The 21,599-nt window shown below is 70.3% G+C and carries 15 protein-coding genes; 6 read left to right on the forward strand and 9 right to left on the reverse strand.

Going from position 1 to position 21,599, the window contains the following annotated elements; all coding sequences use genetic code 11:
- Positions 1 to 92: 92 nt before the first annotated feature.
- The 7 genes from BM070_RS05520 to BM070_RS05550 all read right to left on the reverse strand — a co-directional run bounded on the left by BM070_RS05520 (position 93) and on the right by BM070_RS05550 (position 9,457).
- Positions 93 to 725 carry a TorD/DmsD family molecular chaperone gene (locus tag BM070_RS05520; protein WP_092938374.1) on the reverse strand — a complete coding sequence of 211 codons (633 nt, stop codon included), beginning with the start codon at positions 723 to 725 and terminating at the stop codon, positions 93 to 95.
- On the reverse strand, positions 722 to 2,782 hold the full coding sequence (locus tag BM070_RS05525; protein WP_092938376.1) for a 4Fe-4S dicluster domain-containing protein: 2,061 nt from the start codon (positions 2,780 to 2,782) through the stop codon (positions 722 to 724). The genes BM070_RS05520 and BM070_RS05525 overlap by 4 nt, the downstream gene beginning before the upstream one ends.
- A complete protein-coding gene (locus BM070_RS05530; RefSeq protein WP_092938378.1) occupies positions 2,742 to 3,476 on the reverse strand; it encodes a DUF3306 domain-containing protein in 735 nt (244 codons plus the stop codon). Before BM070_RS05530 ends, BM070_RS05525 begins: the two co-directional genes overlap by 41 nt.
- Positions 3,469 to 4,044, reverse strand: a complete 576-nt coding sequence (locus BM070_RS05535) for a DUF3305 domain-containing protein (protein WP_092938380.1) — start codon at positions 4,042 to 4,044, stop codon at positions 3,469 to 3,471. The genes BM070_RS05530 and BM070_RS05535 overlap by 8 nt, the downstream gene beginning before the upstream one ends.
- Before the next feature lie 103 nt (positions 4,045 to 4,147).
- A complete protein-coding gene (fdhD, locus tag BM070_RS05540) occupies positions 4,148 to 4,984 on the reverse strand; it encodes a formate dehydrogenase accessory sulfurtransferase FdhD (protein WP_245785127.1) in 837 nt (278 codons plus the stop codon).
- 365 nt (positions 4,985 to 5,349) lie between these two features.
- The gene (locus BM070_RS05545; protein WP_092938897.1) at positions 5,350 to 7,671 is read right to left on the reverse strand and encodes an FdhF/YdeP family oxidoreductase; all 2,322 of its coding nucleotides are present in this window, start codon (positions 7,669 to 7,671) and stop codon (positions 5,350 to 5,352) included.
- 109 nt (positions 7,672 to 7,780) lie between these two features.
- Positions 7,781 to 9,457 (reverse strand): OFA family MFS transporter, encoded by a 1,677-nt coding sequence (locus BM070_RS05550; RefSeq protein WP_092938382.1) that lies wholly within the window; start codon positions 9,455 to 9,457, stop codon positions 7,781 to 7,783.
- A gap of 356 nt (positions 9,458 to 9,813) precedes the next feature.
- On the opposite strand from BM070_RS05550, the gene BM070_RS05555 reads away from it, so the two are divergent.
- Entirely contained in the window at positions 9,814 to 11,061 is a 1,248-nt protein-coding gene (locus tag BM070_RS05555; protein WP_092938384.1) for a GAF domain-containing protein, read from the forward strand.
- A gap of 221 nt (positions 11,062 to 11,282) precedes the next feature.
- Positions 11,283 to 13,415 (forward strand): PQQ-dependent dehydrogenase, methanol/ethanol family, encoded by a 2,133-nt coding sequence (locus BM070_RS05560; RefSeq protein WP_092938386.1) that lies wholly within the window; start codon positions 11,283 to 11,285, stop codon positions 13,413 to 13,415.
- A 47-nt stretch (positions 13,416 to 13,462) separates the two neighbouring features.
- Here BM070_RS05560 and BM070_RS05565 read toward each other — a convergent pair whose 3' ends face one another.
- Both BM070_RS05565 and apbC read right to left on the reverse strand, forming a co-directional pair.
- Positions 13,463 to 14,419 carry a LysR family transcriptional regulator gene (locus tag BM070_RS05565; RefSeq protein ID WP_092938388.1) on the reverse strand — a complete coding sequence of 319 codons (957 nt, stop codon included), beginning with the start codon at positions 14,417 to 14,419 and terminating at the stop codon, positions 13,463 to 13,465.
- A gap of 59 nt (positions 14,420 to 14,478) precedes the next feature.
- A complete protein-coding gene (gene apbC / locus BM070_RS05570) occupies positions 14,479 to 15,570 on the reverse strand; it encodes an iron-sulfur cluster carrier protein ApbC (RefSeq protein WP_092938899.1) in 1,092 nt (363 codons plus the stop codon).
- Positions 15,571 to 15,698: 128 nt separating this feature from the next.
- Between apbC and BM070_RS05575 the strand changes: the two genes are divergently transcribed.
- The 4 genes from BM070_RS05575 to metG all read left to right on the forward strand — a co-directional run bounded on the left by BM070_RS05575 (position 15,699) and on the right by metG (position 21,594).
- Positions 15,699 to 16,271: a restriction endonuclease gene (locus tag BM070_RS05575; protein ID WP_092938389.1), complete on the forward strand. Its 573-nt coding sequence runs from the start codon at positions 15,699 to 15,701 to the stop codon at positions 16,269 to 16,271.
- Positions 16,272 to 16,290: 19 nt separating this feature from the next.
- Entirely contained in the window at positions 16,291 to 17,541 is a 1,251-nt protein-coding gene (locus tag BM070_RS05580; protein ID WP_092938391.1) for a patatin-like phospholipase family protein, read from the forward strand.
- Between the two features lie 74 nt (positions 17,542 to 17,615).
- Positions 17,616 to 19,367 carry a ubiquinone-dependent pyruvate dehydrogenase gene (gene poxB / locus BM070_RS05585; RefSeq protein ID WP_092938393.1) on the forward strand — a complete coding sequence of 584 codons (1,752 nt, stop codon included), beginning with the start codon at positions 17,616 to 17,618 and terminating at the stop codon, positions 19,365 to 19,367.
- A 100-nt stretch (positions 19,368 to 19,467) separates the two neighbouring features.
- Complete coding sequence (metG, locus tag BM070_RS05590; protein ID WP_092938395.1) at positions 19,468 to 21,594, forward strand: methionine--tRNA ligase; 2,127 nt, start codon at positions 19,468 to 19,470, stop codon at positions 21,592 to 21,594.
- Positions 21,595 to 21,599 lie beyond the last annotated feature (5 nt).

The raw sequence follows: 21,599 nt of genomic DNA on the forward strand, positions 1-21,599 counted from the left end.
AGTCTATGACAACTGTTTGCTTTGCCGCAACGACTCCCGACCGGCGCACTGCCCTTTTCCAGGCCCCTGAAGCGCCGGTGAGCGGATGTGTATTAGTCGAGCATGTCGAAGCCTTGCGACTCGACATCCATGAAAGCCGCCGTGAAGCGCGCCAGCGTCGCGTGGAAGGCCGCATGCGGATGCGCGGCCAGCACGTCGCAGAGCTTGGCCACCCAGGGGGACAGCTGCTCGGTGAAGAAGCGGCGCTGCGATTCCAGGTGGCAGACGCCGCCGTCATCGCCCGCGATCAGGTAGCGCATCACCTCGCACAGATAGGCGATGTGGTCCTCGGTCTCGGGCATGGCCTCGTCGCGGCCCAGCCCCAGGCGGGACAGCTCAGCGCGCAGCCGCACCAGGGGCTTTTCGTTGAGAAAGCCGCTCAGGTAGTGCGATGCGTAGAGATACACCTCGGGCTTGCCCACGCCGCCGAAGAGGCGCTGGTATTCCTGCGCGATCTCGCTGTCGGAGAGAGACCGCGCCACGCCCACCAGCTGCTGCCAGGGTTCCTGCAGGAAGGCGCCCTCGGCCGGGGCCTCGGTGGGGGCCACGCGCAGCGCCGCGAGCAGCGCCGCATCGGCCGGCGCGTAGTAGAGCTGCGCGAGCAGGCCGTAGATCTCGGCGCGCGCGGTTTCCTCGTCCAGCGCCGAGGCGGTGGGCGGTGCGGTCAGCAAAGCGGAGGCACTCACAGCTGGGTCACTTTCGATTCGTTCTGCGCGGAATAGAGGTCGATCACGCGGCAGTCGCCGCACATCTTGAGCCGCTCCAGCGCCTCGCCCTGGAACATGGGGTGGCCCGACAGGCGCGAGAGCATGGCCTCGATGGCCTTGAGCGTGCCGAAGGGCTTGCCGCAGCGCACGCAGCCCCAGGGCTGGGTCTCGTTCAGCACCCGGGGCTGGGCCCGCTCGGGGGACAGCAGCAGCCGGGGCTGCAGCGCGATGGCGTCTTCCGGGCAGGTGGTGGCGCACAGGCCGCACTGCACGCAGTTCTTCTCGACGAAGCGCAGCTGCGGCGCGTTGGGGTTGTCCTGCAGCGCGCTGGCCGGGCAGGCGCTCACGCAGCTCAGGCAGAGCGTGCAGCGGTCCTTGTCCACCAGCACCTGGCCGAAGGGGCTGGCGGCCGGCAGCGCGATGGCCTCGGGCAGCTTCGCTGCGGGCGCATGCGCGGCCAGATGGTCGATGGCCAGCTCCAGCGTGCCGCGCTTGTCGGGCGCGAGGCCGAACTTCGCCGCCACGGCCGGCCCCTGGGCGCGCTGCGCGGACAGCAGCCGCAGCGAGGCGTCCAGGTCCATCGCCGATGCGGCGCGCACCAGCTGCAGATGCTGGCCGGCATAGCCGAGCCCCTGCAGCAGCGCCTGGGCCACATCCATCTGCTCCTGCAGGCCTTCGAGGTATTGGGGCGCTTCCTCGCCGGTCACCAGCACCGCGATCTGCGTGGCGCCCTGGGCGATGGCGCCGAGCCACACATCCAGCCCCAGGCTGGCCGTGTGCCAGACCGCCAGCGGGATGACCTGGGCCGGCACGCCCTGCGCCACGCCCAGCCGCGCGGCCCGGCCCAGATCGTCGATCAGGCGCTGGCCCTGCTCCTGGCTGTGCAGCAGCAGCGTGGGCTGCCGGCCACCGGCTGCGGCATAGGTGGACAGCAGCGTGCGGATCTTCGTGCCCTGGTCCTGCGCCGCCGGGTAGGCGAACGAGAGCGCGCCGGTCGGGCACACGGTGGTGCAGGCGCCGCAGCCCACGCACAGGTGCGGGTTGACCTGGATCTGCTGGCGCGCCTTGTCGCTGCGGATGGCTTCGGCCGAGCAGATGTCCACGCAGGCGTTGCAGCCCACTTCCTGGTTGCGGCTGTGGGCGCAGAGCTTTTGCCGGTAGGTGAAGAACTTGGGCTTCTCGAATTCGCCGACCAGCTCGCGCAGGCGCATCAGCGTCGCCACGTCGCGCCCGTCCCAGCGGAAGTAGCCCTGCGGCAGCGCATGCTGCATGAAGGTGGGCGTGGCATCCGCCGCGCGCAGGTCCAGCACCAGGTCGAAGCGCTCGGTGCGGGCCTCGGCCACCCGGCCGAACTGGATGGCGCCGGCCACCTGGCAGGCCTTCACGCAGTCGCGGTGGTCACGGCAGGCGGCCAGGTCGATCTGGTAGTCGAGCCCGATCGCGTTTTCGGGGCAGGCCGCCACGCAGGCATTGCAGCGGGTGCACAGGTCCAGGTCGATGGGGTTGTCCGCCGCCCATTCGACATCGAACACGCCCAGCCAGCCGCGCAGCGAGAGCAGGCGCCCGCCCTGCACGGGATAGCGCCGCTCCTGCGCGCCGCCGGCCGCGCCGGGGCCCTGGGTGAAGAGGGTCACTTCCAGCACATCGCTCACCAGCGCGGCCGCGCGCTCGGCGGCATCGAGCGGCCCGATGATCAGCAGCCGGCCGCCGCTGCGGAAGGTGACGGTGGGAACGGGCTCGGGTTCGGGCAGGCGCGCCGCCGCCAGCAGCGCGGCGATCTTGGGCGTGGCGGCCTGCGCGTCGCGGCTCCAGCCGCCGGTTTCGCGGATGTTGACGAAGCGCACGGGCGACACGGCGCCCTCGGTCTGCTGGCCCAGCTCGCCGAACAGGCGCTGCTCCTGCGTGCAGGCGACGACGACGGCATCGCCGCTGCGCACCGCCTGCTGGAAGGCACCGGCCTCGCGCCGGCACAGGGTGGAATGGAGCGTCAGCTCCTCATGTAGCACCGTGCCCAGCGCCCGGGAGTCGAGCGGCATGGTCCGGTTGCAGTCGCATATCAGCGTCTTGGACATCGGTGGATTGGCTGGCGCGCGCCAGTTCCGCCGCATCGCCGGAGGGCGGCGCGGCAGCGTCTGGCGCAGGCTGGCTAGGAATGGCGTTGCATAAGCCGGACTGTGCCACATCCGCCCCGTGCGGCACGCCCGCCGCCCCGGCTGCCCCGGCGTCGCAGTCGGACTTGGGCGGCAGCGCCGCATCGCCCTCGGGACTGGCGGCCGGCGGCTCGGGGTCCGTCACCAGCCCCAGGCTGCGCGCGCTCACCATCTGCTGCAGCATGGAAGCCGGCAGCGGATCGGGCAGCGAGTAGTCCTCGATATACACATCGAGCCCGTCCATCACGTTGAAGTGCGGATCGGTGAACAGCTTGCGCATGGCCGCGTTGCGCACCTGCGGCGCCACCGACCGGGCGACGAAGGGCGCGAAATCGGACTGGGCGTGCAGCGCCTGAACGTCGTCGAGCGTGGGCGCCACCGGCTGCTGCGCCACGGGCTCGGCGGGCGGTGCCGACGCAGGCGCGGGCGCAGGGGCGATCGCAGATGGCACGACCGCAGCAGGAGGCGCCACGCGGCCCGCGGGCTCGCTGCCTGCGGCTTCCGGCAGCGGCTGGCCGCTCTCGCGCGTCTGCTGCTTGCGGCGCGACCAGCGGCTGAAGAAACCGTCCGCCTCAGCCATGGGACTCTCCCGTGCCCCCTGCACCACCGCCGCCGCGCCGCCCCTTGTCGGTGGAGACGGAGGCCGGGTTGCCGAAGCGGTCGGTCAAGGGCTTGAAGCTGTCGGGTCGGCGGCGGCGCTTGGGCTCGGGCGCATAGTGGAGATCGACGAAGGCCTGCGCCCATTCCCGGATCGGCTCCGGGGCCGGCACCTGGTCCACGTTCTCCTGCGCGTCCAGCCAGCGGCCGGCATCGTGGTAGCTGAGGCTCACGTCCACGGGCCGCGCCAGCTCCAGGCCATCCGCGCCCGGGCCTTCGTCGAGCCGCCAGTGCACGAACCAGCAGGGCGCGGGCGACGTGAGGTTGAGGTGGTAGCCCTCGGCATCGTCGCGGAACAGCTCCACCTGCAGAGCGGGGAACAGCCAGCGCTGCTCCTGCGCGTCTTCGCGCAGCAGGCGCGGCGCCGTGCCGAAGGCGGGTTCGGCGGGCACCACGTCTTCCAGCGTCCAGCGCCAGGGCTGCCAGCGGTTGTCGAGATGTTCGCGCCGCATGATGACGGCGACGTCGAGGGTGGGACGGGCGGCAAGCATGCGGCGACTGTACCCGGCACGGCCGCCGCCTGGACTGCCAGCGGATCATTCCCCCACGCGCTGGCGCGGCGGGCAATCGGACGGCAGAATCGCGCGGCGCCCCTCAGCGCTGCTGCAGGGCCCCGGGCGCGTAGAGCACTCCGCGCGGCGCGCGGCACAGCCCCCAGAGGCGCAGGCCCGCCAGCTCGGCCACCTGCACGCCGGTGGCCGTGGGCGCGGAGATGGTGGCCAGCGCGCCCAGGCCCACGCGGGCGCATTTGCGCACCAGCTCGTGGCTGCCGCGGCTGCTCATCAGCACGAAGCCGGGCTCGCCCAGCCGGCCGGCGCGCGCCAGGTGGCCGATGAGCTTGTCCAGCGCGTTGTGCCGGCCCACGTCTTCGCAGACGGCGGCCAGTTGCCCGTCCAGGCCGGCCCAGGCGGCGGCATGCAGCGCGCCCGCCTGTGCGTTGTGCACTTGCCGGGCGCCCAGCTGCGAGAAGGCCTGCAGCACCAGGGCCAGGTCCACCCGCTCGATCCAGTCGCGCGCCGGCAGGCGCTCGGGCGCCAGGTCGAGCGCGGCGAAGCTTTCCACGCCGCACACGCCGCAGCCGGTGCGCCCGGCCATGCTGCGCCGCCGGTGGCGCAAGCGCTCGAAGCAGCGCGTGGAGATGTCCAGATGCACCTCGACGCCCGGCACGCCCGGCGGCAGCTGGGCCGCCGAACCGTCTGCGGCGTGCACGCTGATGCCGCGGCAGTCCTCGGCCCGGTCGAGGATGCCCTCGCTCAGCGCGAAGCCCAGGGCGAAATCGTCCAGCGCTTCGGGCGTGGCCATCATCACGGCGTGCGAGATGCCGTTGAACACCAGGGCGACAGGGATCTCGGTGGCGAGGATGTCGTCGCGCTCCATGCCCTCGGGCGGCAGGCCGGCTTCGCCGAACACGCGCACGGTGTGGCGGGCCAGCGGCGCGAGCGCACGTGCGGCGTCGGCATCGTCCTCCGCATCGGGCGCAGGAGCTTCACCGTCCGCCTCTGCAGCCTGCGCCGCAACGAAGGCGCGGCCCGCCTCGGTGAGTTGGGCCGTCCAGCGGCCGCCTTCTTCGCGCACCTGCACCCAGCCGGGGCCGGGCATGCCGCCGATCACCGCCTCCCCCATCAAGCTGAGCTGGCGCATGAGCACGCTGACGCCCTGCCCCAGCCGCTTGCCCAGCCGGGGCAGCGAGACGGCAACGTCGTCGCCGCCACCATCAACCCCCTCTTCCGCCAGGGCCTGCAGAAGGGCCCAGGCCAGGGGCGAAACAGGCACCGGGGCCTGCGCGGGCTGTGCGCTCACGCAGCGGCGCCCAGCGCCTCGGCCACCGCAACGGCCTGCACGTGGGGCTCCAGGATCACCGGGATGGACTTGGAGGTGGGCGTGCCCGCCGCCTCGGCCACGGCCGAGAGCGGCACCAGCGGATTGGTCTCGGGGTAGTAGGCCGCGAGGTTGCCGCGCGGGATGTCGTAGGCCACCAGCTTGAAGCGGTCGGCGCGGCGCTCCTGCCCGTCGGACCACACGGTCTGGATATCGACCCAGTCGCCATCCTTCATCCCCAGCTGGCGGATGTCCTCGGGGTGGATGAAGACCACGCGGCGCTGGCCATAGACGCCGCGGTAGCGGTCGTCCATGCCGTAGATGGTGGTGTTGTACTGGTCGTGCGAGCGCGTGGTGAGCAGCGTGAAGACCACGGAATCCTTCAGGCGTGCGCGCGCCTCGTGCGAGGGCGTATCGAGCGGCACCACCGGCGGATAGAAATTGGCCTTGCCGGTGGCCGTGGCCCAGACGCGCTCGCTGGCCGTGTTGCGCAGCCGGAAGCCGCCGGGCTGGGCCACGCGCTGGTTGAAGTTCTTGAAGTCGGGGAAGACCTGCTCGATGAGGTCGCGGATGCGTGAGTAGTCCTCGACCAGGCCCAGCCAGTCGATCCTGCTGCGCTCGCCCAGCGTGGCCGCCGCCAGCCGCGCGATGATGGCGGGCTCGGACAGCAGGTGCTCGGAGGCGGGCGGATTGATGCCCATGGAGATGTGCACCATGCTCATCGAATCCTCCACCGTCACGCCCTGCGGGCCGGCGGCCTGCATGTCGATCTCGGTGCGGCCCAGGCAGGGCAGGATCAGCGCCTCGCGGCCGTGCACGACGTGGCTGCGGTTGAGCTTGGTGGTCACATGCACCGTCAGGTCGCAGCGGCGCAGCGCCTTCCAGGTCTCGTAAGTGTCGGGAGTCGCCGCAGCGAAGTTGCCGCCCAGCGCGAAGAAGACCTTGCCGCCCCCGTCCAGCATGAGGCGGATGGCTTCCACGGTGTCCACGCCATGGGCGCGCGGGGGCTCGAAGCCGAACACGTCGCGCAGCCGGTTGAGCAGCTCGGCCGGGGGCTTCTCCCAGATGCCCATGGTGCGGTCGCCCTGCACGTTGCTGTGGCCGCGCACCGGGCAGGGGCCCGCGCCTTCGCGGCCGATGTTGCCGCGCATCATCAGCAGGCTCACGATGGCCTGGATGGTGTCCACCGCATGCTTGTGCTGGGTGATGCCCATGCCCCAGCAGGCGATGACGCTGCGTGCGCCGATATAGACGTCGCCCGCCGCGCGCAGCTGCGCCTCGGTCAGGCCCGACTCCTCTTCGAGCAGCGTCCACGATTCGGCACGCAGGCTCTGGGCCATGGCCTCGAAGCCGGTGGTGTGCTGGGCGATGAAGACGTGGTCCAGCACGCCGCCGATCGTGTCCTCGCGCTCCAGCACGTGTTTCATCATGCCCTTGACGGCGGCCATGTCGCCGCCCACGCGCAGCTGGAAGTAGTGCGTGCTGATGGGGGTGGAACCCATCGTGGCCATCTCCAGCTTGTCCTGCGGATCGGCGAAGCGTTCCAGGCCGCGCTCGCGCAGCGGGTTGAAGCTCACGATGCGCGCGCCGCGCTTGTGCGCCTCGCGCAGCTCGCCCAGCATGCGCGGGTGGTTGGTGCCCGGGTTCTGGCCGAAGATGAAGATCGCGTCGGCACGCTCGAAGTCGTGCAGCGTCACCGTGCCCTTGCCCACGCCGATCTGCGGGCGCATGCCGCTGCCGCTGGGCTCGTGGCACATGTTCGAGCAGTCGGGGAAGTTGTTGGTGCCGTACTGGCGCACGAACAGCTGGTAGAGGAATGCGGCCTCGTTGCTGGCGCGGCCCGAGGTGTAGAAGATCGCCTGGTTGGGATCGGGCAGCGCGTTCAGGTGGCGCGCGATGAGCGAGAAGGCGTCGTCCCAGGCGATGGGGCGGTAGCGGTCGCTGGCCGCGTCATAGACCATGGGATGGGTCAGGCGCCCCTGGTCTTCGAGCCAGAAGTCGCTCTGCTCGGCGAGCTCGGCCACGGTGTGGCGCTCGAACAGTTCCGGGCCGGCGCGGCGCGCGGTGGCTTCGGATGCCACGGCCTTGACGCCGTTCTCGCAGAATTCGAAGGTGGAGGCGTGGTCGCGGTCGGGCCAGGCGCAGCCCGGGCAGTCGAAGCCGTCGGGCTGGTTGGCCGACAGCAGCGTCTTGGCGCCCTTGAGGGGAATGTCCTGCCGCAGCAGGGCGTTCTTCACGCTGTTCAGAGCCCCCCAGCCGCCCGCAGGCCCTTTGTAGAACTCGATCTTTTGCTGTTTCATCATGGTCTCCGGGGGTCAGGCTACTGCCGTGCCCGAGGGGGCCACGACAGCCGGGGGCTACAGGTTCTGTCGGCGCGGAGGGCGGCCCCCTCCTCCGCGCCGGCGGGCTTTACTGGAAGAACTTCGCAGCGCTGACCAGGGTCTTGTAGATGCCCCAGGCCAGCGGCAGGCCCACGGCCAGCCATGCGAAGGCCACCAGGGCCGGGCTGGTGGTGCCGCCGGCACCGCTGCCGGTGCCGACTTCGGCCGCCACGCTCTTCTCATGTGCGAGCTTCTTTTCATGGGCGAGTTCCTCGTCGCTCATGAACCACTTGTCGGCCAGCGGACGCACCAGCAAGTTGGCGATCAGGCCGATCACCAGCATGCCGACCAGGATGTACATGGTCTGGTTGTAGACCTGCTCGCGCGGCAGGCCCAGGCCGAGCTGGTATTCGCGCATGTAGTTCACGACCACCGGGCCCAGGATGCCGGCCGTGGCCCACGCCGTGAGCAGGCGGCCATGGATGGCGCCCACGAACTGCGTGCCGAACAGGTCGGCCAGATAGGCCGGCACCGTGGCGAAGCCGCCGCCGTACATCGACAGGATGATGCAGAAGGCGCCCACGAAGAGCAGCTTGTGGCCGGCAGCGGCCGAGCCGGGGATGCTGAAGTACATCAGGCCGCCGAGCACGAAGAACACCACGTAGGTCATCTTGCGGCCGAGCCGGTCGGACAGGCTCGCCCACACGAAGCGCCCGCCGATGTTGAAGAGCGAGAGCAGCGCGGTGAAGCCGCCGGCCACGGCCGCCACGGCCGCCAGCTGGGTCTTGTCGAGTTCGGTGAACTTCAGCGGCAGGCCGACCAGGGCGCCGCCGAACACTTCCTGCAGCATGGGCGAGGACATGCCGATCACGCCGATGCCGGCGCTCACGTTCATGCACAGCACCAGCCAGATCAGCCAGAACTGGGGGATGCCCCACACGCGCTTCACGTGGACGTGGCGCTGCGTGATCATCGCGTTGGCACTGGGCGGCGGCGGCGTCCAGCCGGCCGGCTTCCAGCCCGATGCGGGCACGCGGTAGCCCAGGGCGCCGGCCATCATGAAGACGAAGTACACCAGCGCCATGACCACGAAGGTCTGCATCACGCCCACGTCGGTGGGGGTGGAGAAGTGGCGCATCAGCTCCACGGCCAGCGGCGAGCCGATCATCGCGCCGCCGCCGAAGCCCATGATGGCCATGCCGGTGGCCATGCCGCGCCGGTCGGGGAACCACTTGATGAGGGTCGAGACGGGCGAGATGTAGCCCAGCCCCAGCCCGATGCCGCCGATGACGCCCGAGCCGAGGATCATCAGCCAGAACTGGTGCAGGTGGATGCCCAGGGCCGACAGCAGCATGCCGCCGCACCAGCACAGGGCCGACACCACGCCCGCCTTGCGGGGGCCGGCGCGTTCCAGCCAGCCGCCCCAGACCGCGGCCGAGCAGCCCAGGAAGACGAAGAAGAGCGTGTACATCCAGCCCAGCGTGGCCACGCGCCAGTCGCAGCCGGTGGCGAACAGCTCGGCGAAGAAGCTCATCTCCTTGGGGCACGCAGCGCCCGTGCCGGCCGTGGCCAGCGCCTTGGACAGCGGCAGCCAGAACACCGAAAAGCCGTAGGCCATGCCGATGCACAGATGGATGGCCAGTGCTGCCGGCGGCACCAGCCAGCGGTTGAAGCCGGGGCCGGCGATGATGCGTTCCTTGTCCAGAAAGCCTGGAGCGGAGGAAGGACTGGACCCGGCGGCGGTCCCTGCCGATGTTGCGGCCATGCGCTGTATCTCCCTATCTAGCAGGGGCGTTGAATGCAAGCCCCTAATTGTTTCCAAATTTGACGCACATCAATGCGCCGGGCGGGAGTGTCTGGATGCGCCATGGCCGCGTCAAATGGAATCGATCTATGCACCGATTCAAAGGCTGAATGTATGTACAGGCGGACCTATGTGATGGATGCCCCCTGCGGCGGGGCGCATCCGGCGCCGGGCGGCCCTTCGGGCCCATACCGCTGCCGGCGTCCCACCTGTTCGCCGACCGGTTCCTAGGGATCACTCGGGCTCGACAGCCCTGGCCGCAGCGGGGCACAGTGGAGCGCGCGCCCACTCCCTTGCGCCACCGCAGCAATTCCGCCATGACCTCACAGCTCTTCTTCTCCACCCCCGAGCAGCGCGTGGCGCTGGCCAGAGAGCTTTTCTTCGAGCGGGGGGACCGGCCCGCGGGCCTGGTCCAGGAGGCCGTGCTGCACTCCTGGGGGCGCTGCCTTTCGCGCGGACTGGCCCCCGACAGGATGCCGGAAGCCGATCTGGTCAGCCGGGCGCGCCTGCATACGGCCATGCGCCGGAGCCGGCAGCTGCGCGAGGCGTCCGCCGCCAGCCTGCAGCAACTCGAAGCCGCGCTGGCCGGCACGCCGTGCCGGGTGATCCTGACCTGCCCGGAAGGAGTCGTGGTCCACAGCAGCGTCTATGCCGCCGCACCGCAGGACACCGTGCTGCCGATCCTGAGCCGCGTCGGCACGGACCTGTCGGAAAGCCAGCTCGGCACGAATGCCCTGGCCATCGTGGCCCACACCGGCCAGGGATGTACCGTGCGGGGCAACGAACACTTCAAGGGTGTGGCGGCCGTCCTGCATTGCGCCGCGGCGCCCATACGCGACATGCATGGCCGGCTGGCCGGCGTGCTGGACATCTCCGCCGAAGGGCGCAGCTTCGGCTTCGACGCCTCCGCCCTCGTCAGCTGCCACGCCTCCGCGATAGAGAACCAGCTGCTGCAGCTGCAGTCGGACGACCTGCTGGTGCTGGCCTTCCAGGCCGATGCCAGCCTGCTGGGCACGCCGCTGCAGGCGCTGGCCGGAGTCCGTGGCGACGGTACGCTGGCCTGGGCCAACGGCATGGCCCAGCGGCTGGCGCAGGCCGCCGCAGGCGCGTCGGTGGAATCCGCCTTCGGCCATCCGCTGGGCGCCCTGCTCGCCCTCTCGGGCGAAACCGGCGCGCAGCCGCTGCGCCTGCCCAGCGGCTTGACGGTATGGGCCCGCGCGCAGCTGCGCCGCGACGGAAGGCCGCTGCCTGAGCCGCTGCAGCTGCAGGCCCCGGTGCCCCCAGCGGCGCAAGCCCAGCCATCGGCCCTGGCCCCGGCCGCCGAGCCTTCGGAGCCCGCAGAAGCGCCCGCGACGCAGGATGCCGCATCTGCTGAACCCCTCACCCTGAACCATCAGCGCGACGACCTCGTGCTGCGCACGCTGCAGGACTGCGGCGGCAACGTGGCCCGCGCTGCACGGCAGCTCGGCGTATCGCGCGGCCTCATCTACCGCCTGATTCAGAAGGCGGGCCCGGCCACGCCCGGCGATCGCGCCCCGGCAACGCGGCGCCGGCAGCGCGGCTGACGCGGCCCCGCCACGGCTTCGGCGCCCGGAGCCGGAGCAACCGCCGAGTCGCCGGCTGTTCCACGGCAGAACACTTCCGCCCCCGGGTAACTCCCGGGTTCAGCGGCCTGCGAGCCCCCTCCTAAACTGCGCCGGGCCAGCCCCTGCAGCCTGCCGGCAGCATCCGCCGATGCCCCCCGGCATGCCCGCCATCGACACACAACAAAGCCCAGGAGACAACGATGACACACGCGACGCGCACCACCACCACCACCACAACCCCACGCCATGGCCCGGCCATCGCTCGCCCCTGGCTGTTCGCGGCCACGCTCGTGCTGGCCGGGGCCGCCGCGCAGGCTGCCGGCGGTGGCGCCGCCGCCCAAGTCGATGGCGAATGGATCCAGGCCAACCGCGCCACCACCGAGCAATGGCCGAGCTACGGCCTGGACTATGCGGAAACCCGCTTCAGCCGGCTCGGCCAGATCGATGCCGGCAACGTCCAGCGTCTGGGCCTGGCGTGGACCTACGACCTGCAGTCCACCCGGGGCGTGGAAGCCACGCCACTGGTGGTGGACGGCGTGATGTACGTCACCGCTTCCTGGAGCGTGGTGCATGCCATCGATGCGCGCACCGGCCGCAAGCTCTGGGTGTTCGACCCCGAGGTAGACCGCTCCAAGGGCTACAAGGGCTGCTGCGATGCGGTGAACCGCGGCGTGGCGATCTGGAAAGGCAAGGTCTTCGTGGGGGCCTTCGACGGCCGGCTGATCGCGCTGGACGCGGCCACGGGCAAGAAGGTCTGGGAAAAGGACACCATCGCCGACCACCGCTTCTCCTACACCATCACCGGCGCGCCGCGCGTGTTCAAAGGCAAGGTCATCATCGGCAACGGCGGTGCGGAATTCGGCGCGCGCGGCTACATCACGGCCTACGACGCGGAAACGGGCGAGCAGAAATGGCGCTGGTTCACGGTGCCGGGCGACCCGTCCAAGCCCTATGAGAACGAGGCCATGGCCGCCGCCGCCAAGACCTGGGATCCGAGCAACAAGTACTGGGAATCGGGCGGCGGCGGCACCGCCTGGGACACGCTGACCTTCGACCCCGAACTCAACCTGATGTACGTGGGCGTGGGCAACGGCTCGCCCTGGTCGCAACGCAAGCGCAGCCCCAAGGGCGGCGACAACCTGTATCTGGCCTCCATCGTGGCGCTGGACCCGGACACCGGCACCTACAAGTGGCACTACCAGGAAACGCCGGGCGACAACTGGGACTACACCTCCACGCAGCCCATGATCCTGGCCGACCTGAAGATCGCCGGCAAGCCGCGCAAGGTGATCCTGCATGCGCCCAAGAACGGCTTCTTCTTCGTGATCGACCGCACCAACGGGCAGTTCATCTCGGCCCAGAATTTCGTGCCGGTCAACTGGGCCAAGGGCTACGACAAGAACGGCAGGCCGATCGAGACCGCGATGGCCCGCCCCAAGGACAAGCCCTTCGACGCCATCCCCGGGCCGTTCGGCGCGCACAACTGGCACTCCATGTCGTTCAATCCGCAGACCGGTCTGGTCTATCTGCCCGCCCAGCACATCCCGCTGAACCTGATGGACAACAAGACCTGGACCTTCAACGGCAACAAGCCCGGCGAGCCCATGTCGGGCGTGGGCTGGAACACCGCCATGTTCGCCAACGTCGAGCCGCCCAAGAGCAAGCCCTTCGGCCGCCTGATCGCCTGGGACCCGGTGCGCCAGAAGGAGGTCTGGCGCCAGGAGCACGTCTCGCCCTGGAACGGCGGCACGCTGACCACCGCCGGCAACCTGGTGTTCCAGGGCACGGCCGACGGCCGCTTCATCGCCTATGACGCACGCACGGGCAAGCAGCTGTGGCAGTCGCCCACCGGCACCGGCGTTATCGCGGCGCCTTCGACCTACATGGTGGACGGCAAGCAGTACGTCTCCATCGCGGCGGGCTGGGGCGGCGTCTATGGCCTGTCGCAGCGGGCCACCGAACGCGTGGGGCCGGGCACGGTCTATACCTTCGTGCTCGATGGCGACGCCAAGATGCCGGAGGCGGCGGCCCAGCAGGCGCAGAAGCTGGTGCAAGGCGTCAAGTACGACCCGGCGGACATTCCCGCCGGCACCGCGCTCTACGTCAGCAACTGCGTCTTCTGCCACGGCGTGCCCGGCGTGGACCGGGGCGGCAACATCCCCAACCTGGGCTACATGGACCCGGCCTACATCGAGCACCTGCAGAACTTCGTCTTCAAGGGCCCGGCCATGTCGCGTGGCATGCCCGACTTCACCGGCAAGCTGACGCCTGCGGATGTGGACAAGATCAAGGCCTTCATCCAGGGCACGGCCGACGCGATCCGGCCCAAGTGAGCGGGGCGGCGCGACGGCGAGGCGTCGGCAGCAGCGGGCCGGCGCCGTCAGCCCTTGAGCACGCCGCTGCTTTCCGCGACCTGCGCACGCCATTCCGGCTGCTCCAGCAGCGTGATGGCGGCCTCCAGCGCCCGCGAGGGACGAGGCCGGCGCTGCGTCATGAAGCCGATGGGCGTGCCGACCTCGGGCGAGAGCAGGGGCAGCGCCTCCAGCGTGCGCTCCTGGCGCGATGCGGCGACCATCGCCCCGGGCAGGATGCTGCAGACCTCGCCATAGACCACGCTCTGCACCAGGGTGAGCACGGAATTGGTCTCGATGGCCGGCTGGGGCTCCACGCCCGCCTCGCGCAGGGCGTCGTCCACGATGGCGCGGTTGAACATGTCGGGCGTGAGCAGGCACAGCGGCATCCGGCCGGCCTCCGACCAGGGCACGGGCGCGCCGATGCGCATGCGCTCGGGCGCGGGGCCGTCCGCAGGGGCGGCCACCCGGCGCAGCAGGTAGTAGCGTTCTGTGCACTGGGGCCAGGAACGCAGCGGCGCGCGCTGCGCCTGCATGCGCTCGCTGTAGCCCAGGGCCAGGTCCAGCGACAGGTCTTCCAGCCCCCGTTCGAGCTCCTGCGAACTCATCGAGAGCACCACCGGCTGGATGCCCGGATGCCGCTGGCGCAGCAGCACCGCGAAGCGCGACAGCAGCGGCATGGCCGTGGGCGTGGCCGCCATGCGCAGGCGGCCCTGGGGCGTGTCTTCGGTGCTGCGCAATTCGCTGCGCAGCACGTCGGTGTCGCGCAGCATGCGCCGCGCCGCGGCCAGCACCGCCATGCCCTCGTGCGTGAGCCCGGCGAAGGAGCGGTCGCGCTGCACGATGGTCACGCCGAACTCCTTTTCCAGCGCACGCATCGCGTTCGAGAGCGCCGGCTGCGTGATGTGGCAGGACTGCGCCGCCCGCCCGAAGTGGCGGTGCTCGTCGAGCGCGACCAGATAGCGCATGGCGGCCAGCAGGTTCATGGCGGTGCGGTGCAGCCCAGGCGTTCTCCAGGGCGATGCCCGGGAGCGCGCCGGCGTCCTCAGGTGCTCTGGCTGATGGAGATGGTGGGGAACTTCGCGGAGAAATCCTTGGCCTGCAGGGCGATCTTCACCGCCACGTCGCGCGCCACCTTCTTGTAGATCTGGGCGACTTCGCCGTCCGGGTCGGCCACCACCGTGGGCTTGCCGCTGTCGGCCTGCAGGCGGATGGACATGTCCAGCGGCAGCGCGCCCAGGTAGTCCATGCCGTATTCGGCGGCCATCTTGCGGCCGCCGTCGGCGCCGAAGATGTGCTCCACATGGCCGCACTGGCTGCACACGTGCGCGGCCATGTTCTCGACGATGCCGAGGATGGGCACGCCCACCTTCTCGAACATCTTGATGCCCTTCTTGGCGTCCAGCAGCGCGATGTCCTGCGGCGTGGTGACGATCACCGCGCCGGTCATGGGTACGCGCTGGGAGAGCGTCAGCTGGATGTCGCCGGTGCCCGGGGGCATGTCGATGATGAGGTAGTCCAGGTCCTTCCAGTTGGTCTGGCGCAGCAGCTGCTCCAGCGCCTGGGTGGCCATGGGGCCGCGCCAGATCATGGCCTCGTCCTGGTCGATCAGGAAGCCGATGGACATCACCTGCACGCCGTGGTTCTCCAGCGGCTCCATGGTCTTGCCGTCCTCGCTCTCGGGGCGGCGGCTGATGCCCAGCATCATGGGCTGGCTGGGGCCGTAGATGTCGGCGTCCAGCACGCCCACGCTGGCGCCTTCGGCGGCCAGCGCCAGCGCCAGGTTGGCGGCCGTGGTGCTCTTGCCCACGCCGCCCTTGCCCGAGGCCACGGCGATGATGTTCTTGACCTGCGGCAGCAGCTGCACGCCGCGCTGCACGGCATGGGCCACGACCTTGGTGGCGATCTGCACCGACACGTTCTCCACGCCGGGCACGCCGCGGGCCGCCGCCACCAACTGGCGGCGCAGTTCGGGCACGAGGCTCTTGGCCGGGTAGCCCAGCTCGACGTCGAAAGCCACGTCGCCGCCGCTGATCTGCACGTTGCGCAGCGCGCGCGTGGAGACGAAATCCTTGCCCGTATGGGGGTCGCACACCTGCGCGAGCGCCGCCAAGAGGCCCTGTTCTGTGACTGCCATGCTGTTCTTCACTCCTGTGGGTCGGGTAGTCTATCGAAGGCCTGCGCCCCTGCCGGGCTGCGGGACAATCCCGCCCACAGCCCACCCCAACCACCGCCTGCCCGCGAAGAACGCCCGTGACACTCAAGATGGCCCCCAACTCCCTGTTCGCAATCCTGCTGCGCTCGCCGTGGTGGATCAGCTTTGCGGCCGCTGCCGGCATCGCGCTGCTGTGCGGCGCGCTGCTGCCCGCGCATGTGGCGCCCTATGCGGCCGTGGGGGTGCTGCCGCTGGTCATCGTGGGCGGCATGGCCGCCTGGCGGCAGTGGCAGGCGCCCAGCGCGGCGCGGGTGGAGGCTGCGCTCGCCACGGCTGCCGCCATGCCCTGGCGCGACTTCTGCGCCGCGCTGGAACGCGCCTGGCAGGCCGAGGGGCAGACCGTGCAGCGCCTTAACGGCCAGCCGGCCGACCTGCGCCTGGAGCGCGGCGGCCAGACGGTGCTGGTCAGCGCCCGCCGCTGGAAAGCCGCCACCCACGGCGCCGAGCCGCTGCGCGAGCTGCACGCCGCGGTGCAGGCGCAAGAGGCCTCGGCCGGCGTCTATGTCGCGCTGCAAGGCCAGGTGAGCGAGAACGCGCGGGATTTCGCCCGCAGCCACGGCCTGGTGCTGATGGAATCGGATGCGCTGGCAGCGCTGCTGCTCAAGGCGCCCGCCACCCGCTGATCCAGCACGCCATCGCACCATGCCCGCCCGCACGCCCCCGGCAACGCACCCGGCCCGCGCCGCGAACGGGCTGGTGCTGACCGGCGGCGGCGCCCGCGCGGCCTACCAGGTGGGCGTGCTGGAAACCCTGTCGGACCTGCGCATCGCCTGCGGCGCGGCGCGCGACCCGAACCCCTTCCCCATCCTCACCGGCACCTCGGCCGGCGCCATCAACGCCGCGGCGCTGGCCTGCGGGTCCGACCATTTCGACCGCTCCGTGCGCCGCATCGCCCATGTGTGGCGCAACTTCCGCGCCGAGCAGGTGTACCGCGCCGATTCGCTCAGCGTGATGCGCAGCGGCGCGCGCTGGCTCACGCTGCTGTCCATGGGCTGGATGCTCACGCGCTGGCGCCGCCTGCGGCCGCGTTCGCTGCTGGACAACGCGCCGCTGGCCGAACTGCTGGGCAAGCTGGTGCCGCTGGAACGCCTGCCGCGCCTGATCCGCCAGGGGCACCTGCACGCGCTGGCCGTGACGGCCTCCAGCTACAGCTCGGGCGAGCACGTCACCTTCTTCGAGGCCGGGGGCTCGGCCCGGCCCTGGGTGCGCTCGCAGCGCAAGGCGGCGGCGGGCCGCATCAGCCACGCGCACCTGCTGGCGTCCTCGGCCATTCCCTTCGTCTTTCCCGCCACCGCGCTGGAGATGGACGGCCACCCCGAATACTTCGGCGACGGCTCCATGCGCCAGTCGGCGCCCATCGCGCCGGCCATCCACCTGGGGGCGGACCGCATCCTGGTCATCGGCGCGGGCCGCATGCACGAGCCCAGCGGCGAAGGCTCGGCGCCCGCCACGCCCGACTACCCCACGCTCGCCCAGGTGGCCGGCCATGCGCTTTCCAACATCTTCCTGGACGCGCTCTCGGTCGATGTGGAGCGGGCCCTGCGCATCAACCAGACGCTCTCGCTGATCCCGCCCGAAGCGCGCGCCCACAGCCCCCTGAGGCCGCTCGACCTGCTAGTGATCGCCCCCTCGCAGCGGCTGGACGCCGTGGCCGCACGCCATGTGGGCCAGCTGCCCGGCCCCATCCGCACCCTGCTGGGCGCCCTGGGCGTGACCACCAGCGCCGACGACGTGCGCGGCGCGGCCCTGGCGAGCTACCTGCTGTTCGAGGCCGGCTACACCCGCGAACTCATGGCCCTGGGCCGCGCCGACGCGCTGGCCCGGCGCGCCGAGATCTGCGCCTTCTTCGGCTGGAAAGACACGGGCAACGCCGTGCGCGCCCCGGTCCGCTGAAATCCAAGCCGAGGGAACCAAGGGTTAACCCTGAGCTCCAAGCAATACATCGCCATCAAGAGGAGTCCACAGCCATGGGTATCTTTAGCTCTCCCAAGCCCAAGTCCGTCGCCGACCTGCTGGTCGAAACGCTGGCAGATGCGGGCGTGCAGCGCATCTGGGGCGTGACCGGCGACAGCCTCAATGCCGTCAACGACAGCCTGCGGCGCCATGGCGGCATCGAATGGATGCATGTGCGCCACGAAGAGGCCGGCGCCTTCGCCGCCGGGGCCGAGGCCCAGGTCACGGGCCGGCTGGCCGTCTGCGCCGGCAGCTGCGGGCCGGGCAACCTGCACCTCATCAACGGGCTGTACGACTGCCAGCGCAACCACCAGCCGGTGCTGGCCATCGCCAGCCACATCCCCAGCAGCGAGATCGGCCTGGGCTATTTCCAGGAGACCCACCCCACCGAGCTGTTCCGCGAATGCAGCCATTTCTGCGAGATGGTGCAGCACCCCCACCAGCTGCCGGAGCTGCTGCACCGAGCGCTGCGCACGGCCATCGGCCAGCGCGGCGTGGCCGTGCTCGTGATTCCGGGCGATGTCTGCACGCTCGATGCGCCCGAAGGCGCGCGGCCCCACTTCGCGCCGCCGGCCCCCGCGCGCCTGCTGCCCGACCCCGAGGCCCTGGCCGATCTGGCGGCGCTGCTCAACGGCTCCAAGGCCGTGACCATCCTGGCCGGTGCCGGCACCCAGGGCGCGCACGACGAGGTGGTGGCGCTCGCCAAGGCCCTGGCCGCGCCCATCGTCCATGCGTTCCGCGGCAAGGAATTCATGGAGTGGGACAACCCCTATGACGTGGGCATGACCGGCCTGATCGGCTTCTCGTCCGGCTACCACGCCATGCGGGAATGCGACACGCTGCTGATGCTGGGCACCGACTTCCCCTACCGCAACTTCTATCCGGAAGACGCGGCCATCGTGCAGATCGACCGCGACCCCGGCGCCCTGGGCCGGCGCGCGCAACTGCGCATGGGCCTGGTGGCCGACGTGCGCGAAGCCGCCACCCTGCTGGCGCCGCTCATCGACGCGGGGCGCGACACCGCCTTCCTGGAAAAAGCCCGCGAGCACTACCAGACCGCCCGCAAGGACCTGGACGCGCTGGCCTCGCCGCGCAGCGGCGACCAGCCGCTGCACCCGCAGTTCGTCGCCGCCACGCTGGACCGGCTGGCGGCCGATGACGCCGTCTTCACCTTCGACGTCGGCACGCCCGCCATCTGGGCCGCGCGCTACCTGCGCATGAACGGCCAGCGCCGGCTGATCGGCTCCTTCAACCACGGCTCGATGGCCAACGCGATGCCGCAGGCGCTGGGCGCGCAGGCCGCCCAGCCGGGCCGCCAGGTGGTCTCGCTCTCGGGCGACGGGGGCCTGGCCATGCTGATGGGCGACATGCTCACGGCGGTGCAGATGAAGCTGCCGATCAAGATCGTGCTCATCAACAACGGCGTGCTCGGCTTCGTACAGATGGAGCAGAAGGCCTCGGGCTTTCTCGACACCAACGTGTCGCTGCAGAACCCCGACTTCAGCGCCATCGCCGGCGGCATGGGCTTCCTGGGCCTGCGCGTCACCCGCTCGGACGCGCTGGAGGCCGCGCTCGCCCAGGCGCTGGCGCACGACGGCCCGGCGCTGGTCGATGTGGTGGTCGATTCCATGGAGCTGTCGCTGCCGCCCAAGATCAAGGCCGAGCAGGTCAAGGGCTTCAGCCTCTACGCGGCGCGGGCCGTGATGAACGGCCGCGGCGACGAGCTGATCGAACTGGCCAGGACCAACCTGCTGCGCCGCCGGTAGGTAGCCCGAGTCCGGGCCGGGTCTTAAAATCGCGCGTTCCGCCCCGGCCGGCCCTTCGGCTCGGGCGACGACACGACGCTCCCCAGAAAGCCAGCCCCTGATGTCTGCACGCCACCTCTTCGTCACCACCGCCCTGCCCTACGCCAACGGCAACTTCCACATCGGCCACATCATGGAATACATCCAGGCCGACATCTGGGTGCGATTCCAGCGCATGCGGGGCCAAGCGGTGAACTTCATGGGTGCCGACGACACGCACGGCGCGCCGATCATGATCGCCGCCGAAAAGGCCGGCAAGACGCCCGAGCAGTTCGTGGCCGACATCGCCGCCGGCCGCAAGCAGTACCTGGACGGCTTCCACATCAGCCACGACAACTGGTACAGCACCCACTCGCCCGAAAACACCGAGCTGGCGCGCCAGATCTACCGCGACCTGCGCGACGTCTCCGCCGACCAGGGCGGCAGCCTGATCGAGGTGCGCACCATCGAACAGTTCTTCGACCCCGAGAAGAACATGTTCCTGCCCGACCGCTACATCAAGGGCGAATGCCCCAAGTGCCACGCCAAGGACCAGTACGGCGACAACTGCGAGGTCTGCGGCTCCGTCTATGCGCCCACCGACCTGATCGAGCCCTTCTCGGCCCTCTCGGGCGCCAGGCCCGAGCTGAAGACATCGGAGCACTTCTTCTTCAAGCTCTCCGACCCGCGCTGCGTGCAGTTCCTGGAACGCTGGACGCAGGACGGCAAGCTGCAGCCCGAAGTCGCCAACAAGATCCGCGAATGGTTCACCGTCCGCACCAACCCGGACGGCACCACCAGCGAAGGCCTGGGCGACTGGGACATCAGCCGCGACGCGCCCTACTTCGGCATCGAGATCCCCGACGCGCCGGGCAAGTACTTCTACGTCTGGCTGGACGCGCCCGTGGGCTACCTGGCCGCGCTCAAGAACTGGTTCGACAAGGGCGGCCCGAAGGCGAAGCACGGCGACACGCGCAGCTTCGACGAATACATGGCCGCGCCCGACACCGAGCAGTACCACTTCATCGGCAAGGACATCGTCACCTTCCACACGCTGTTCTGGCCGGCGATGCTGCACTTCTCGGGCCGCAAGACGCCGGACAACGTGTTCGTGCACGGCTTCCTCACCGTCAACAACGGCGAGAAGATGAGCAAGAGCCGCGGCACCGGCCTGGACCCGCTCAAGTACCTGCGCCTGGGCATGAACGCCGAATGGCTGCGCTACTACCTGGCCGCCAAGCTCAGCGCCCGCAACGAAGACATCGACTTCAACGCCGAAGACTTCATGCTGCGCGTCAACAGCGACCTGATCGGCAAGTACGTCAACATCGCCAGCCGGGCCGCGGGCTTCCTGACCAAGCGCTTCGAAGGCCAGCTCACCAGCGACTTCGGCCCCGCCGGCAGCGCGCTGCTGGCCGAGGTGCGCAGCGCGGGCGACGCCCTGGCGCAGATGTACGAGGGCCGCGAATACGGCCGCGCCACGCGCGAGATCATGCTGCTGGCCGACAAGGTCAACGCCTACGTCGATCAGAACAAGCCCTGGGACCTCGCCAAGGACCCGGCCAACAACCAGGCCCTGCACCAGGTCTGCTCGGTGCTGGTCAACGCCTTCGCCGCGCTCACGCGCTACCTGGCGCCGGTGCTGCCGGGCCTGGCGCAGGCCGTGGAAGGCTTCGTGGGCCAGAGCATGCAGCAGTGGGCCGTGGCCGGCGACGTGCAGTCCATCCAGCCCTACCAGCATCTGATGCAGCGCGTGACGCCCGAGCAGCTCGAAGCGCTGTTTGAGGCTCCAACCCAGGCTGCGCCTGCGCAGGCCGCTACTGAAACCGTAGCAGCTTCGACCCACCCCGGCGGCGAGGAGATCGCGCCCACCATCACCATCGACGACTTCGCCAAGATCGACCTGCGCATCGCGCTGATCGTGAACTGCGAGCCGGTCGAGGGCTCCACCAAGCTGCTGCGCCTGACGCTGGACGCGGGCGAGGGCCGCCACCGCAACGTCTTCAGCGGCATCGCCAGCGCCTACCAGCCGGCCGACCTGATCGGCAAGCACACGGTGATGGTCGCCAACCTGGCGCCGCGCAAGATGAAGTTCGGCATCAGCGAAGGCATGGTGCTGGCCGCGAGCCACGGCGACGAGAAGGCCCATCCCGGCATCTACGTGCTCGAACCCCTGCCCGGCGCCACGCCCGGCATGCGCGTGCGCTGAGAGCG

Source organism: Paracidovorax wautersii (genome assembly GCF_900113035.1).
Classification (GTDB): domain Bacteria; phylum Pseudomonadota; class Gammaproteobacteria; order Burkholderiales; family Burkholderiaceae_C; genus Paracidovorax; species Paracidovorax wautersii.

Bases quoted from the DNA above. Each gene is read 5' to 3' on its own strand.
- BM070_RS05525 (WP_092938376.1), bottom strand. From the start codon at position 2,782: ATGCCGCTCGACTCCCGGGCGCTGGGCACGGTGCTACATGAGGAGCTG.
- BM070_RS05530 (WP_092938378.1), bottom strand. From the start codon at position 3,476: ATGGCTGAGGCGGACGGTTTCTTCAGCCGCTGGTCGCGCCGCAAGCAG.
- BM070_RS05535 (WP_092938380.1), bottom strand. From the start codon at position 4,044: ATGCTTGCCGCCCGTCCCACCCTCGACGTCGCCGTCATCATGCGGCGC.
- BM070_RS05545 (WP_092938897.1), bottom strand. From the start codon at position 7,671: ATGAAACAGCAAAAGATCGAGTTCTACAAAGGGCCTGCGGGCGGCTGG.
- BM070_RS05550 (WP_092938382.1), bottom strand. From the start codon at position 9,457: ATGGCCGCAACATCGGCAGGGACCGCCGCCGGGTCCAGTCCTTCCTCC.
- BM070_RS05555 (WP_092938384.1), top strand. From the start codon at position 9,814: ATGACCTCACAGCTCTTCTTCTCCACCCCCGAGCAGCGCGTGGCGCTG.
- BM070_RS05560 (WP_092938386.1), top strand. From the start codon at position 11,283: ATGACACACGCGACGCGCACCACCACCACCACCACAACCCCACGCCAT.
- BM070_RS05565 (WP_092938388.1), bottom strand. From the start codon at position 14,419: ATGAACCTGCTGGCCGCCATGCGCTATCTGGTCGCGCTCGACGAGCAC.
- apbC (WP_092938899.1), bottom strand. From the start codon at position 15,570: ATGGCAGTCACAGAACAGGGCCTCTTGGCGGCGCTCGCGCAGGTGTGC.
- BM070_RS05575 (WP_092938389.1), top strand. From the start codon at position 15,699: ATGGCCCCCAACTCCCTGTTCGCAATCCTGCTGCGCTCGCCGTGGTGG.
- BM070_RS05580 (WP_092938391.1), top strand. From the start codon at position 16,291: ATGCCCGCCCGCACGCCCCCGGCAACGCACCCGGCCCGCGCCGCGAAC.
- poxB (WP_092938393.1), top strand. From the start codon at position 17,616: ATGGGTATCTTTAGCTCTCCCAAGCCCAAGTCCGTCGCCGACCTGCTG.
- metG (WP_092938395.1), top strand. From the start codon at position 19,468: ATGTCTGCACGCCACCTCTTCGTCACCACCGCCCTGCCCTACGCCAAC.